At 71.0% G+C, this 14,496-nt stretch carries 10 protein-coding genes; 5 read left to right on the top strand and 5 right to left on the bottom strand.

Features of this window, described 5'->3' with window-relative positions:
- Positions 1 to 53: 53 nt before the first annotated feature.
- From ACFWWR_RS25815 to ACFWWR_RS25825, 3 genes are all read left to right on the top strand, one after another.
- A complete protein-coding gene (locus ACFWWR_RS25815) occupies positions 54 to 2,639 on the top strand; it encodes a bifunctional FO biosynthesis protein CofGH (protein WP_383863882.1) in 2,586 nt (861 codons plus the stop codon).
- 68 nt (positions 2,640 to 2,707) lie between these two features.
- Positions 2,708 to 3,583, top strand: coding sequence for a DUF4231 domain-containing protein (locus ACFWWR_RS25820; protein ID WP_383863885.1), 876 nt, complete (start codon positions 2,708 to 2,710; stop codon positions 3,581 to 3,583).
- An 88-nt stretch (positions 3,584 to 3,671) separates the two neighbouring features.
- Positions 3,672 to 4,244, top strand: coding sequence for a hypothetical protein (locus ACFWWR_RS25825; RefSeq protein WP_383863888.1), 573 nt, complete (start codon positions 3,672 to 3,674; stop codon positions 4,242 to 4,244).
- Here the strand turns inward: ACFWWR_RS25825 and ACFWWR_RS25830 are convergent.
- Positions 4,237 to 4,749 (bottom strand): DUF2165 domain-containing protein, encoded by a 513-nt coding sequence (locus ACFWWR_RS25830; protein WP_383863891.1) that lies wholly within the window; start codon positions 4,747 to 4,749, stop codon positions 4,237 to 4,239. The genes ACFWWR_RS25825 and ACFWWR_RS25830 overlap by 8 nt on opposite strands.
- A gap of 299 nt (positions 4,750 to 5,048) precedes the next feature.
- On the opposite strand from ACFWWR_RS25830, the gene ACFWWR_RS25835 reads away from it, so the two are divergent.
- The gene (locus ACFWWR_RS25835) at positions 5,049 to 6,167 is read left to right on the top strand and encodes an ADP-ribosylglycohydrolase family protein (RefSeq protein ID WP_384305529.1); all 1,119 of its coding nucleotides are present in this window, start codon (positions 5,049 to 5,051) and stop codon (positions 6,165 to 6,167) included.
- A gap of 126 nt (positions 6,168 to 6,293) precedes the next feature.
- On the opposite strand, the gene ACFWWR_RS25840 is transcribed toward ACFWWR_RS25835, so the two are convergent.
- The 3 genes from ACFWWR_RS25840 to ACFWWR_RS25850 form a co-directional block, all read right to left on the bottom strand.
- Positions 6,294 to 8,855, bottom strand: coding sequence for a WD40/YVTN/BNR-like repeat-containing protein (locus tag ACFWWR_RS25840; protein ID WP_384305532.1), 2,562 nt, complete (start codon positions 8,853 to 8,855; stop codon positions 6,294 to 6,296).
- A 157-nt stretch (positions 8,856 to 9,012) separates the two neighbouring features.
- Positions 9,013 to 10,587, bottom strand: a complete 1,575-nt coding sequence (locus ACFWWR_RS25845; RefSeq protein ID WP_383863900.1) for a sodium:solute symporter family protein — start codon at positions 10,585 to 10,587, stop codon at positions 9,013 to 9,015.
- A gap of 218 nt (positions 10,588 to 10,805) precedes the next feature.
- Positions 10,806 to 11,591 carry an SDR family oxidoreductase gene (locus ACFWWR_RS25850; protein WP_384305533.1) on the bottom strand — a complete coding sequence of 262 codons (786 nt, stop codon included), beginning with the start codon at positions 11,589 to 11,591 and terminating at the stop codon, positions 10,806 to 10,808.
- 114 nt (positions 11,592 to 11,705) lie between these two features.
- On the opposite strand from ACFWWR_RS25850, the gene ACFWWR_RS25855 reads away from it, so the two are divergent.
- The gene (locus ACFWWR_RS25855) at positions 11,706 to 12,545 is read left to right on the top strand and encodes a hypothetical protein (RefSeq protein ID WP_384305535.1); all 840 of its coding nucleotides are present in this window, start codon (positions 11,706 to 11,708) and stop codon (positions 12,543 to 12,545) included.
- 55 nt (positions 12,546 to 12,600) lie between these two features.
- Here the strand turns inward: ACFWWR_RS25855 and ACFWWR_RS25860 are convergent, their stop codons facing one another.
- Positions 12,601 to 14,484, bottom strand: a complete 1,884-nt coding sequence (locus tag ACFWWR_RS25860; protein WP_383863908.1) for an MFS transporter — start codon at positions 14,482 to 14,484, stop codon at positions 12,601 to 12,603.
- Positions 14,485 to 14,496 lie beyond the last annotated feature (12 nt).

Raw genomic sequence — 14,496 nt, forward strand, 5'->3', positions numbered from 1 at the left:
CGAACACCCCCCGACCCTGCTGAACCGGCGGAGCCCCTCCGTATGCTCGAAGGATGACGACTCCCGCGACCTCCGGAACCGGCCCCACCGAGAACTCCATGCGTCGCGCCCTCAAACGCGCCCGGGACGGCGTCGCCCTCGACGCCGCCGAGGCCGCGGTGCTGCTCCAGGCCCGGGGCGAGGCCCTGGAGGACCTCACCGCGTCCGCCGCCCGGGTGCGGGACGCGGGCCTGGAGGCGGCGGGCCGCCCCGGCGTCATCACCTACTCGAAGAGCGTCTTCATCCCCCTCACCCGGCTGTGCCGGGACAAGTGCCACTACTGCACCTTCGTCACCGTCCCCGGCAAGCTGCGCCGCGAGGGGCACGGGATGTTCATGTCCCCGGACGAGGTCCTCGACGTGGCCCGCCGGGGCGCCGCCCTCGGCTGCAAGGAAGCCCTGATCACCCTCGGCGACAAGCCCGAGGAGCGCTGGCCCGAGGCGCGGGAATGGCTGGACGCGCACGGCTACGACGACACGATCGCCTACGTCCGCGCCATCTCCATCCGCATCCTGGAGGAGACGGGCCTGCTGCCCCACCTCAACCCCGGCGTGCTGTCCTGGACCGACTTCCAGCGCCTCAAGCCGGTCGCCCCGTCCATGGGCATGATGCTGGAGACGACGGCCACCCGGCTCTGGTCCGAGCCCGGCGGCCCGCACCACGGCTCCCCGGACAAGGAACCGGCGGTGCGGCTGCGGGTCCTGGAGGACGCCGGCCGCTCGTCGGTCCCCTTCACGTCCGGGATCCTCATCGGGATCGGCGAGACCTACGAGGAGCGGGCGGAGTCGCTGTTCGCGCTGCGGAAGGTGTCCCGGGCCTACCACTCCGTCCAGGAACTGATCATCCAGAACTTCCGCGCCAAGCCGGACACCGCGATGCGCGGCATGCCGGACGCGGAACTGGACGAGCTGGTGGCGACGGTGGCCGTCGCCCGGCACATCATGGGCCCGTCGGCCTGCCTCCAGGCCCCGCCGAACCTCGTGGACTCCGAGTACGAGCGCCTGATCGGGGCGGGTATCGACGACTGGGGCGGGGTGTCGCCGCTGACGATCGACCACGTCAACCCCGAGCGCCCGTGGCCGCAGATCGAGGAACTGTCCGCAAGGTCGGCCGCCGTCGGTTTCGAGCTGCGGGAACGTCTCTGCGTGTACCCCGAGTTCGTCCAGCGCGGCGAGCCCTGGCTGGACCCGCGGCTGCGTCCGCACGTACGTGCCCTCGCGGACCCGGAGACCGGCCTGGCCCGCCCGGACGCCGTCGTCGAGGGCCACCCGTGGCAGGAGCCCGAGGAGGTCTTCGAGTCGACCGGCCGCACCGACCTGCACCGCACCATCGACACCGAGGGCCGTACGTCCGACCGCCGCGACGACTTCGACGAGGTGTACGGCGACTGGGGCGCCCTGCGCGAGGCGGCCGCCCCCGGCATGCTGCCCGAGCGCATCGACACGGACGTACGGCAGGCACTGGCGACGGCGGCCGACGACCCGACCCGCCTCACCGACGAGGAGGCCCTGGCCCTGCTGCACGCGGACGGCCCCGCGCTGGACGCCCTCACCCGCATCGCGGACGACGTCCGCAAGTCGGTGGTCGGTGACGACGTCACGTACATCGTCACGCGGAACATCAACTTCACCAACGTCTGCTACACCGGCTGCCGCTTCTGCGCCTTCGCCCAGCGCCGCACGGACGCCGACGCCTACACCCTCTCCCTGGACCAGGTCGCCGACCGCGCCCAACAGGCCTGGGAGGTCGGCGCGGTGGAGGTCTGCATGCAGGGCGGCATCCACCCCGACCTGCCCGGGACGGCGTACTTCGACATCGCGCGCGCGGTGAAGACCCGCGTCCCCGGGATGCACGTGCACGCCTTCTCCCCGATGGAGGTCGTGAACGGCGCCACGCGCACCGGGATGTCCATCCGCGAGTGGCTGACGGCCGCGAAGGAGGCCGGCCTCGACTCCATCCCCGGCACGGCCGCCGAGATCCTGGACGACGAGGTCCGCTGGATCCTCACCAAGGGCAAGCTGCCGACGGCGACCTGGATCGAGGTCGTCAGCACGGCCCACGAACTGGGCATCCGCTCGTCCTCGACCATGATGTACGGCCACGTCGACCAGCCGAGGCACTGGCTGGGTCATCTGAGGACCCTGTCCCGTATCCAGCAACAGACGGGTGGATTCACGGAGTTCGTGACCCTCCCCTTCATCCACACGAACGCGCCGGTGTACCTGGCGGGCATCGCCCGCCCCGGCCCGACCATGCGCGACAACCGGGCGGTGACGGCGATGGCCCGTCTCCTGCTCCACCCGCACATCCCCAACATCCAGACCAGCTGGGTGAAGCTGGGCACCGAGGGCGCGGCCGAGATGCTCCGCTCCGGCGCGAACGACCTCGGCGGCACTCTCATGGAGGAGACCATCTCCCGGATGGCGGGCTCCTCCTACGGCTCGTACAAGTCCGTCAAGGACCTGATCGAGGTGGCGGAGGCGGCCGGCCGCCCGGCCAGGCCGCGGACCACGCTGTACGGAGAGGTGTCCGAGGAACGCCGGCGGGCGGCGACCGTGTCGGACGGGCATCTGCCGGAGTTGTTGCCCGTGTTGGACTGACCCGCTCCCCGACCAGGCGGTAGAAAGGGCCGGTTGGGCGTCTTGATCCGGCGGCGAGGGGACGAAGCGTGAGCGGGACGACGACGGACGGACTGCGGGACGACGACATGCCGGTGGTGTTCCTCTCCTCGGACACCGCCTCGCTGACCGGCCAGCGGCGCTACATCGGCGGTACGAAGTGGCGGCTGATACTGGCGGTGGCCGCGGCGGCGTGCGGGGTGCTGAACCACCGGGCGGCCTTCCTCGCCCTGGTGGCGGTCTTCGTCGCGACGCTCCTGGTGGAGGTCTGGCTGCTGGCCGAGCGGCCGGAACAGGCCTGGTACGACGGCCGGGCGCTGGCCGAGTCCACGAAGACGCTCGCCTGGCGGTACGCGGTGGGCGGGGCCCCGTTCCCGGCAGAGCTGCCGCAGGGCGAGGCCCAGCTCCGCTTCCTGGAGCGCTTACGGGAGTTGGTCAGGGAGGCTCCCGCCACCAGCCTCGCCCCGATGGGGTCGGCCGCCGTCACGGACGCCATGAACGACCTGCGCGGCCGGGACTTCGCCGCACGCAAGGCGGCGTACCTACGGCATCGCGTCGAGAACCAGCTGGACTGGTACACGAGCAGGGCGCGGGCCAACGTCGTACGGGCGCGGCGCTGGCGGCTGCTGCTCATCGCCGTCGAAGGGCTGGGCCTGACGGCGGCGGTGCTACGGCTCACCGGTGTGCTGGAGTTCGACCTCGCCGGGGTCCTCGCGGCCGTGCTGGGCGCCGGCTCGGCGTGGTTCGCGGTGCGGCAGTACGAGACGCTGGGCCGCGCCTACACCTTCGCCGCCACCGAGCTGAGCGTCGTCCACGACCGGCTGACCCAGGCCGAGGACGTCTCCTGGGCCCAGGAGGTCGCGGACGCGGAGGAGGCGATCAGCAGGGAGCACACCATGTGGCGGGCGTCGCGGGGGGCGGGCTGACGTGGGGCCGGTGGGATCCGTGGCCGGTGGGCTCACAGTACGATGATCGGACCCCCCGATGTGCGGGGTCCCGTAGCTGAGGAGATGCGTGCCCGTGCCTGCCCGACGGCTTCCCTCGTGGGTCTGGGTGACCGGTCTGACGGTGGGCGCGGTCGTGGCGGTCTCCGTCCTGACCGTACAGGCGGACAAGGGGCCGCACCCGACCGCCACGGCCGCCAGGCCGAGCGCCTCCACCTCGGCGGGCGCGCAGCCCACGCCCACGAAGTCCGCGGCGCCGACCGCGGTACCGGACGGCTCCGGCACCGGGCGGCGCATCGTCTACTCCGTCGGGCAGAAGCGGGTCTGGCTGGTCGACGCGAGCGACGCGTCCCGCCGTACGTTCGCGGTGTGGCCGGGCACGGTCGATCCCGCTCCGGGCACCTACACGGTCGGCACCCGCACGGACGCGACGACGGGCTCGGACGGGGTGCAGATCGAGCACATCGTCTACTTCGCCACCGCGTCCGGCGTCAACGTCGCCTTCTCCAGCGCCGTGGACGGCTCCTCGCCGCCCCCGCCGGCCGAGGGCGTCCAGACCGGCGGCATCCGCATGAAGACGGCCGACGGGGACGCGCTGTGGACGTTCGGCGAGACGGGGACGACGGTCGTGGTGGTCAGCTAGCGGAGCGTGCGCCCCCGTCGCCGAGCGGCAGGTTCACCACCAGCAGCACGATCCCGCTGAACACGAACGCCCGCGTCGCCGCGTCCAGCCCGTTCCAGTCCCCCGACTGCCACATCGCGAACCACTCGCCGCCGATCGCGATGAACCCGGCACCGAACAGCAGCATGACCATCAGCAGTCCGTACGTCGAGATGCGCCGGGCACCCGCGTGGTCCCTGCGCGCCCACAGCCACGTCCCGTAGAGGAGGACGAGCGCGGCGACCGTCTCCCACACGATGATCGCGACGTACGCCGTGTCCTGCAGTCCCTTGCTGGTGACGGCTCTCCACATCAGGTCGTCGTCCTTGAACGTCGTATCCATGGCGAGCACGTGCCGCACGAACTGCTGGTTGGTGCCGAAGTCCGTGATGTTCCCGAAGGCGACGAGAAGCATGTAGAGGGCGACGGTGGCGGTGAGAAGGGTGGCGGTGAGGGAGAGAGTGCTGCGTGAGGTTGTAGTGGCCATGGCGATTATCTTCCCTGCACGGGGTGCTCACGCCGTACGCATTGAGCCAGAATCACGGCGGCCGGTATGCGTGACCGGAACGCCGAACGGGCCGCGTGCCGCGCCCACTTGAGAAGCCGCGGGAGAGATGGTGCGGTGTCCCCGCAGCCGGGGCGGAATGACTCGGCACAGCTGAAATCTGGCCACACCGAACCACTCCGGTCACTCCCGGCATACCGGTTCGCCCCTGAACCCCGCGTCTCCGTTCGATTACAGTGCTGAGCTGTCGTACGTCTGGACGGTTGCCGTGGGAGGTCTTGGTGGGTGCGACAACCGGGGCCGTCTGGGGGCGTGCCGAGCAGCAGGACTTTCGGGGGCGGGTGCGGGGGACCCTGCTCGGGGCGGCCGTCGGGGACGCCTTGGGCGCGCCCGTGGACGGGCTCGGGCTGGCGGAGATCCGGGAGACGTACGGGGCGGAGGGGCTGGTCGACCTCGGGTTCGGGTACGGGCGGCGCGGTGCCGTCAGTCATCTCACGCAGCTCACCCTGTTCACCGTGGACGGGCTGATACGCGCGCAGGTGCGGCGCGACACCGGTGCCTGGCATCCGCCCACCGACGTGCACCGGGCGTATATGCGCTGGTTCGCCACCCAGCGCGACTGGGGGCCCGACGAGCGGCGCAAGGACGACGGCTGGCTCGCGCGGGAGGAGTGGCTGTACGCCCGGCGGGAGCCCACCCGGTCCCTGCTCCTCGGGCTCGGCGACGACACCATGGGGACCCTGGACACGCCCAAGAATCCCGGTGAGGCCGGTCCGGAGGCCGCCGCCAGGTCCGCGCCCTTCGGGCTGCTGGTGGGGTGGGAGCCGCAGCTGGTCGTCCAGCTCGCCGTGGAGTGTGCCGCGCAGACCCACGGGCACCCCACCGCGTGTCTGGCGGCCGGGGCGTACGCCGTGATCGTGCACGCGCTCGCCCGCAGCGAGAGCCTCGACGGCGCCGTGCAGCGGGCGCTCGCGCTGCTTGCCGTCAGACCCGGGCACGAGCCCGTGTCGGACGGGTTGCAGCACGCGCTGGGCGCCGTACGGCAGGGGATGCCGGACGCGTCCCGGGTCGAGGAGCTCATCGGGGACGGCATGGCCGAGGGCCTGCTGTCCGCCGCCGTGTACTGCGCGCTCGTGGGAGAGGACGTACGGCACGGACTGTGTCTCTCGGTGAACCACGACGGTCCCTCCGCCGCCGCCGGGGCGCTGACCGGGGGCCTGCTCGGCGCCCTGCACGGCGAGACGGCCCTCCCGCCGGCCTGGCTGGCCGAGCTGGAGGGCCGTCCCACACTGCTGGAACTGGCGGACGACTTCGCGATGGAGATGACCCAGGGGCCCGCACTGCACGGCCCGGCGGGGGCATCTCCCGGGTGGCTGGCCAGATACCCGAGAGGCGCTTAGGCCCTACCAGGCGCTACCTGGGCATATCAGGGCCTACCTGGGCCTGCTTGGGGCCCTGTCAGGGCGTTTCAAAGCCTTCCAGGGCCTGTGGTCCTGGCCGGCCCGAGCCCGGTGCCCTTCCGCCGATCACCACGCCTTCGCCGACCAGAGTCCTCGCCCATGCGTCGCCACCAACAGCCGACCCCCGTCCGGCGAGACGTCCAAGGACACGATCCCGGCGTTGGGGAGCGCCCCGCCGAGCCGGTACCAGGTGTAGCCGTCGGCGGTGGTCGGCGCGGCGGCGAACACGCCGACGTCCGTGCCGACGACCACGTGGCCGTGCCAGAGGGTGAGTGCCCCGACCGGCGCGTCGGGCAGGTCGCCCGTGCGGTCGGTCCAGGTGGTGCCGCCGTCGGTGCTCTCGAAGACGTGGCCCTCGCCCGCGCCGGAGACGTACGACCCCGTGAAGCCGCCGTACGTCGCCCAGACGTGCCGGGGGTCGTGAGGGTCGACGGTGAGTGACGTGACGTACCGGTTCGGCAGCGGCGCGGTGAGCCGGTGCCAGGTGCCGCCAGCGTCGGTGTCGATGCCGCTGGCGTACTGCGGGCCGCTCCAGTCCTCCCAGCCCGCGTACGTCACGGAGCCGTTCGCCGCCAGGGCGGTGATGGAGTGGTTCTCGCCGGTGTCGTGGACGCTGGTCCAGTCGCAGGAGTCGGCGGTGCAGCGGGTGCCCCAGCCCTTGCCTCCGTTGTCCCACACGTACCGGCCACCCGCGACCCAGTGGTTCAGGTCGCCGGTGTCGGAGGTGTAGGGGGCGATGAACTCCGGGCCCGGGTCGCAGCCCTCGAGGTCGGCGTTCCAGTCGCAGGCGGGCGAGATGTTCGTGAACGAGTTCGAGTTCTCCGTGCCGTCGGAGCGGCCGCCGTTGGTGGTCAGCCCCATGTCGAGATCGACGTACTCGTACACGGCCCGGTCGGCGTTGGACGGGTCGACGAGGACGTGGCCCCCGTCGCCGCCAGCAGGCTCGTAGAGCTCATGTGCGCCCGGCAGGCTCAGCACGGTGCCGTTGTCCTGGGTGCCGCCCCAGGTGGACAGGGCGCCGGTGGCCGGATCACGGCCGTACGCGGCGTCGTAGTACTGCAAGGTGCGCAGGTCCTGGTTGAGGTTGGTCCAGCCCTTGGAGGGCAGCGCGGGGTCCGGCCGCAGGGTCGCGGAGCGTTCGTAGACGCCGCCGTCGTTGCCGAAGTAGACGCGGTGGCCGGGCCCGAAGGCGATGGCGTGCTGGTCGGCGTGGGTGGTCATCGGGCAGCCGCCCGCTGTCGCGCCCTGCGTGTAGCACTTCAGGCCGAAGTTCCAGTACGGGCCTATGGTCGCCCAGGTCTTTCCGGCGTCCCAGCTCTCGAAGACCTCGGAGAAGGCCGCGTAGACGTGGTTCGGGTCGACGGGGTCCACGGCGACGTACTGGTTGTACCAGGCGGCGCCGGCCGCGTCGCTGTTCTGCGCGCCCGCCGCCTTGAGGACGTCCTCGTCGGCGACGGTCGTCCAGGGACCGGCCGCGTCGCCGGTCGCGGAGCGGTACACCGCACCCTCGTCGCTGCTGCCCGAGGCGTCGCCGACGAGGGCGAACAGTTCGCGGCCGTCGGCCGAGTAGGAGAGCGTCGACCGGCCGGGGGTGACGCCCGTCAGGTCGCCGGTCGGGGTGATCTTGTGCCAGCTGCCGGGCTTTCCGAAGTCGTCGGACTCGTAGACGCCGTTCGCGTCGCCGGCGGCGAGGAACTGACGGGCTATCACGGCGGTCACCTGCCGCCCGCCGGTTCCGGGGCGTACGGCGACGTCGGTGGCCGCCGACGACAGGCGGGTGTCCGGGGCGCCGGGCGCGAGGGCAACCGTCCAGGCGGAGGTGGCGTCGTCGGTGGAGCGGCGCAGGACGCCCAGGTTGGTGGCCGCGTAGACGTGGCCCTGGCCGTCGAAGGTGATCCGGGCGACGATGCTGCCGTCGATCCGCTCACCCACCTGTCGCCAGGTACGGCCCCGGTCGGTGGAGCGATAGATGCCGAGGCCGGTGTAGGAGTCGCCGGAGTTGCTGGGCTCACCGGTGCCGATCCACAGGGAGTGGTCGGCGGGGTTCACGGCCAGGGCGCCCATGGCGAGGGTCTGCTGGTGGTCGGAGAGAGGCCGCCAGTGCCGTCCGTCGTCGTCCGACCGCCACAGGCCGCCGCCCGCAGCTCCCTGGTACACCGTGTGCCCGTCGACGGCGAGCGAGGAGACGCGACCACCGTTCAGGCCGAATCCCTGGCCGAAGTTCGACGCGACAGGGTCGGCGTACCGCTTGTCCTCCGGCTGGAGCGGGACGTTCGTGACCTCCGACCACGAAGTCGGTACGGTCGGCAGCCGACCGGCGTGGGTACGGGCGTCGACCAGCGCGCCGGGGCCGACGGCGTCGCCGGGGGCCGTTGCCATGCGGGCCTGCTGGGCGAAGGCGGCGGTCGGGTCGTCGCGGTCGGTGCCGTCGTCGTCACCGCCGTCACCGCCGTCGTCGTTCGCGACCAGGGCGCCGGCCATGGTGCTTGCTGTGGGGCTGACCGGACCGGGTCTGAGGTGGTGGGTGATGGCGGGCGACGCCGCGTCGGCGCGGCCCGCCACCAGGATCAGGGCGCAGGCCGCAACTGCGGCCGCCCGTGCACCCAGTGGGGGGTGGGAGAGGTTCATGCCACCTGATCACACAGGGGTTGGCTGAACTTCTGGGTGATCAGGGGGCAATGATCCAGCAAAACTCATCTACCGCTCTCAGCAAGCGAGTTGTGAACCTCCCAGATTTGCCGCGCGGCGTCGGTCCTTCGCGCCGGCTTCGCGTCAGCCCTTCGCGTCAGTCCTTCACCGGCGTCCGCACCGCGTCCTCCACCCCGCCCGCGGGCGTGGGGATCGCGGCCGCCGCGGCCCCGTCCCCGTCCGTGTTGATCGTCTCGATGATCGCGAGGCGTTCCGGGGTGTCCTCCGGCTTGAGGAAGCCGATGAGGATGTAGAGGACCAGGGAGACGGCGAGCGGGATCGAGACCTGGTACTGGAGCGGGACGCCGCCGTCGACGTTCCAGTCGATCGGGTAGTTGACCAGCCAGAAGGCGAACAGGCCCATGGACCAGCTGGTGAGCGCCGCGGTGGGGCCGGAGCGGCGGAACGGGCGGAGCAGGCCGAGCATCATCGGGATGGCCATCGGGCCCATCAGACCGGCCACCCACTTGATGACGACGGTGATGATGTCCTTGAAGGCGGGCGAGTTGACCTGGGTGGCCGCCGCCATCGACAGACCGAGGAAGACGACCGTCGCGAGCCGCGCCGCGATCAGCCCCGACCGGTGGCTCCAGCTCCGGGCCCGCGTCGAGATCACCGGCGCCACGTCCCGGGTGAAGACGGCGGCGATCGCGTTGGCGTCGGAGGAGCACATGGCCATGGTGTGGGAGAAGAAGCCGACGATGACCAGGCCCAACAGGCCGTGCGGGAGGAGCTGTTCGGTCATCAGGCCGTAGGAGTCGGAGCCGTCGGGCTTCTGCGACTCCACCAGCAGCGGGGACATCCACATCGGGTAGAACAGGACCAGGGGCCAGACGAGCCACAGCACCGCCGACAGCCGGGCCGAGCGCTCGGCCTCGCGGGGACTGGACGTGGCCATGTAGCGCTGGGCCTGGTTGAGCATGCCGCCGTTGTACTCGAAGAGCTTGATGAAGAGGAAGGCCAGCAGGAACACCGCGCCGTAGTCGGCGACCAGCGGCTTCTCGTGGCCCTGCAGCGCCGGCTGGTCCCAGGCGTCGATGAATCCGATGTTCCTGTCACCGAGTTCCATGACCACGGCGACGAACATCGCGACACCGGCCAGGAGCTGGATGATGAACTGGCCCAGCTCGGTCAGCGCGTCCGCCCACAGGCCGCCGATCGTGCAGTAGACGGCCGTGATGGTGCCGGTGATGAGGATGCCCTGGTTCAGGGAGATGCCGGTGAACACGGACAGCAGGGTCGCGATCGCGGCCCACTTCGCGCCGACGTCCACGATCTTCAGCAGCATGCCGGACCAGGCCAGGGCCTGCTGCGTCTTCAGGTCGTAACGGTTCTTCAGGTACTCCAGCGGGGAGGCCACATGGAGCCGTGAACGCAGCCGGTTGATGCGCGGGGCGAACAGCTTCGAGCCGATGGCGATGCCGAGCGCGATCGGGAACGACCAGGTCACGAACGACGTCACGCCGTAGGTGTAGGCGATGCCCGCGTAGCCGGTGAACATCACCGCGCTGTAGCCCGACATGTGGTGGGAGATGCCGGACAGCCACCACGGCATCTTGCCGCCGGCCGTGAAGAAGTCGCTGACGTTGTCCACCCGCTTGTGCGACCAGACGCCGATCGCGACCATCACGCCGAAGTAGCCGATGAGCACGGCCCAGTCGAGACTGTTCATGTGCCCCCTTCCAGGGTCCGCCTTGTGAACTCCGCCCAGCTGGTTGGCACTTCGCCCGAGCGGGGTAGGGGCGAGACAGGCCGCGAAGTGCCCGCTCATCGTGGGTGGGTCGACGCGGGCACGACAAGCAAGCGTATGGTCAAGAGGGAGTAAAAAAGTTCGGCGAGCTGACCTCCGTTCACGTTCATGAACACCACCAAGGTGGCCGAAAGAGGACCTCAGCGCATCAGCTCACCCGCGTTGACCAGCAGCGACTGCCCCGTGATCGCCCGCGCCCGGTCCGAGGCGAGAAACACCGCCGCGTCCGCCACGTCCGCGTCCGAGGCGAGGTCGGGCAGCGCCATCCGGCCACTCAGCCGCTCCAGCACCTCGGCCTCGGACACGCCCTCGGTCTGCGCCGTGAACTGCACGTACGCCCGCACCGGCGGCCCCCACATCCAGCCCGGCAGCACCGTGTTGACGCGGATGCGGTACGGCCCGAGCTCCCGCGCCAGCGAGTACATCGCGCTCGTCAGCGCCCCCTTCGAGGCCGCGTACGCCGCCTGCCGTACCTGCGACGGAGCCGCCACCGCCGACTGCGTACCGATGAACACCACCGAACCCCCGCACGCCTTCAGCGCCGGCAGACATGCCCGCGTCATGCGCAGCGAGCCCAGCAGGTTCACGTCTATCACCGACTGCCAGGTGGTGAAGTCGGCGTCCTCCAGACCGCCGAAGTAGCTGTCCCAGGCCGCCACGTGCACCACCGCGTCGATCCGCCCGAACCGCTCCCGCGCCAGCTCCGCCAGCGCCCCGCACTGCCCCTCGTCGGTGACGTCGGTCGCCCGGTACGCCGTGTGCGCCCCGTCCGGATCGACCTCCGCCGCGCTCTTCGCGAGGTTCGCCTCCGTCCGCGCGCCCAGCACCGCGTTCCCGCCGTCCCGTACGACGGCCGCCGCGACCTGACGGCCGAGCCCGGCCCCGACACCCGACACGACGACGGTCTTGCCCGAGAGCAGTGACATCGATGGCCTCCCCTGACTGCCGGGGTTCACCCGGACCCTGGCGGATTACCTGACGGGGCGTCAGAGTATGGGCGACCGCAGGAGGACGGAAGGGAAGACGGAAGGGGAGTGCCCATGTCCGAGGACACCCGCAGCGAGACGTACGCCGACCTGGCCGCCGTAGGCCCGTACGGAGTCCGCCCCGGCCACGCGCTGATCACCATGGTCGAACCGCACCCGGGCCACGAGTACGCCTACAACCGCTGGTACGAGGACGACCACTACTACGCCGGCGCGATGGCCATGCCCTGGATGTACGCGGGCCGCCGCTGGGTGGCGACCCGGGACCTGCAACTCCTGCGCCGCCCAGCCAAGTCGGCGATCGCCGAGCCGGTCACCGCAGGCTGCTACCTCTCGACGTACTGGATCACCGACGGCCGCTACGACGACCACATGCGCTGGACCGTCGCCATCAACAAGCGCCTCAACCGCGACAGCCGCGTGTACCGGGACCGCACCCACGTCTTCACCGCGTTCCAGGACCACGAGGCGACCGTCTACCGGGACGGGGCGGCGGGCCCGAGGGACTTCCACGCCCTCGACCACCCCTACGCCGGCCTGGTCCTCCAGGTCGTCGACGCCGAGTCCGCCGAGCGGCGGGCCGAACTGCTGGAGTGGCTGGTCTCCCGGCACCTCCCGAAGCGGGTGGCGGGCTCAGCGACGGCCCTGGTGACCGTCTTCCGGCCGACCCCGCTGCCCGGCGACCGCATGACGTACGTCAAACAGGTCGAGGGCGTCGACACCCGCCTGACCCTGCTGTGGTTCCTGGAGACGGACCCGAGGGAGTGCTGGGAGCCGTACTTCGGCGGCTTGGAGGAGGCGGTGGGGGAGTCGGGGCTGGGGAGGGTGGAGCTGCTGGCACCGTTCGTCCCGACAGTCCCGGGCACGGACAAGTACGTGGACCAGCTGCGCTGACCTCAAACGGGGGGCAGGGGGCGGAGCCCCCCGCGACGCCCACCCCGACCCACGGTCAATTCAACTCATCGGGACAAGGAGTCCCCCGCGGCAGTGTGTAGGGCGCGGCCAGCCGATACTCCCCCGCCCGCGGAGCGATCAGCATCGTCCACCTGTCGCCGTCCGCGTCCTCCTCCGTCTCCATCAGGCAGCCGTTGACGTTCTCGTACGTCTTCGGCGTGCCGTCGGCCCGGTCCTTGGAGGCGTCCGTCTCCTGCGGCGGCTTCAGCTTGTTGCCCTCGGCGTCGACGATGCTCAGCCACGGCGAGTACGGGATGCGGATGAGGATCCGGCCCGCCTTCCTCACCTGCATGGTCATCTCGCCCTGCGCGGCCCGGTCGACGACCGTGTTCGGCTCGGCGAGCGGGGCCGGATCGGTCACCCGGAACAGCTGCCAGTTGGCGTCGCCCCAGATCTGCTTCAGATACGGCATGCCCCGCTGGACCAGCTCCCGCTCCCGCTCGCCGCCGTCGCCGTCCGGCTCGTCCTTCGGCAGCACCACGAAGTGCACGGCCCAGCGCTCCAGCCACTCGTGGTAGTTCGCCGAGTTGAGCGTGTCGTCGTAGAAGAGGGGGTTGCGCTCCATGTCGGCTTGGCGGTTCCAGCCGCGGGCCAGGTTGACGTACGGCGCGAGCGCGGAGGCCTCCCGGTGCGAACGGGCCGGTACGACCTCCACGCGGCCCTTCTCGGCGCCGACCTCCTGGAGCTCGTTGACGAGCGGCGCCAGCTCGCGCGCCCAGGACGCCGTGGGGGTCGTATGGACGATGTCGTCGACCGACTTGAAGCCGATCCAGCCGGTGAAGCCGACGAAGGCCAGCACGATCGCGTACCACTTGCGGGTGCGCGGCACCGCGAACGGCAGTGCGGCCGCCAGCGCCACCCCCGCGAACAGCATCGCCAGACGCGAGATGTTGGAGCCGATCTGCGAGCTGACCAGCCACACCAGGACGATCGAGAGGGCGTACACCCCGGACGTGAGCCGGACCGTCTTCCACTCGCGCGGGACGAGGAAGAGCACGAGGAGCGCGTACAGCAGCGGCAGGATCACCGAGCCGATCTTCATCGGCTGGGTGCCGGAGAAGGGGAACAGCCAGGCGGACACCGCGACGACCGCGGAGGGCGCGAGGCCCAGTGCCCAGGCGCCCGGCCGGCGCTTCTGCAGGAACAGCGCCGCCGCCACGAGCCCCACGAACAGGCCCGCCACCGGCGACGACATGGTCGCGAGCGCGGCCAGCGGGGCCGCGCACAGGGCTTTCGCCCACCGTTTGTAGCGCCAGCGGTGCGGCCAGCAGAACACGACGGCGACCGCGCCCAGCGCGAACATCGTGCCCAGACCGAACGTCACCCGGCCCGACGCCGCGTTGCACAGGAACGCGAAGACACCCGCGAGCGACGCCCACAGCGGGTTCTTCACCGAGCGGCTGCGGATGAGCACCATCGTCAGCAGTCCGGCCGAGATCGTGCCCGCGATCATCATCGTCGTACGGACGCCGAGGACCGACATCAGATACGGCGACACCATGCTGTACGACACCGGGTGCATGCCGCCGTACCAGGCCAGGTTGTACGCCGAGTCGGGATGCCGGCCGACGAACTCCGCCCACGCGTCCTGCGCCGCGAGGTCGCCGCCACTGTTGGCGAACGTGAAGAACCAGACGACGTGCAGCATGCCGGCGAGGGCGGTGACGGAGAGGGCGGGGTGCCGCAGGAGCCGCTCGCGGAGGGCGAGGAAAGCTTTCCGGAACCGGGCCCTGAACCTGCTCCTGAAACCGGGTCCGGTCGAGGAGGGTCTACGGCCGTGCTCGTGATCCTCCGCGTCCGGTGCGGGCACGCGTATTCGCGGGCCGGTACCCGGGCCCGGATCGGTGTCGTCGGCTCGTGTCGGCTCCGCTGTGGCCACCTGAAGGCACTC

The sequence above is a fragment of the Streptomyces sp. NPDC058678 genome (assembly GCF_042714835.1).
GTDB lineage: Bacteria > Actinomycetota > Actinomycetes > Streptomycetales > Streptomycetaceae > Streptomyces.

Coding starts and splice junctions, on each gene's coding strand:
- ACFWWR_RS25815 (WP_383863882.1), top strand. CDS start 54: ATGACGACTCCCGCGACCTCCGGAACCGGCCCCACCGAGAACTCCATG.
- ACFWWR_RS25830 (WP_383863891.1), bottom strand. CDS start 4,749: ATGGCCACTACAACCTCACGCAGCACTCTCTCCCTCACCGCCACCCTT.
- ACFWWR_RS25840 (WP_384305532.1), bottom strand. CDS start 8,855: ATGAACCTCTCCCACCCCCCACTGGGTGCACGGGCGGCCGCAGTTGCG.
- ACFWWR_RS25845 (WP_383863900.1), bottom strand. CDS start 10,587: ATGAACAGTCTCGACTGGGCCGTGCTCATCGGCTACTTCGGCGTGATG.
- ACFWWR_RS25850 (WP_384305533.1), bottom strand. CDS start 11,591: ATGTCACTGCTCTCGGGCAAGACCGTCGTCGTGTCGGGTGTCGGGGCC.
- ACFWWR_RS25855 (WP_384305535.1), top strand. CDS start 11,706: ATGTCCGAGGACACCCGCAGCGAGACGTACGCCGACCTGGCCGCCGTA.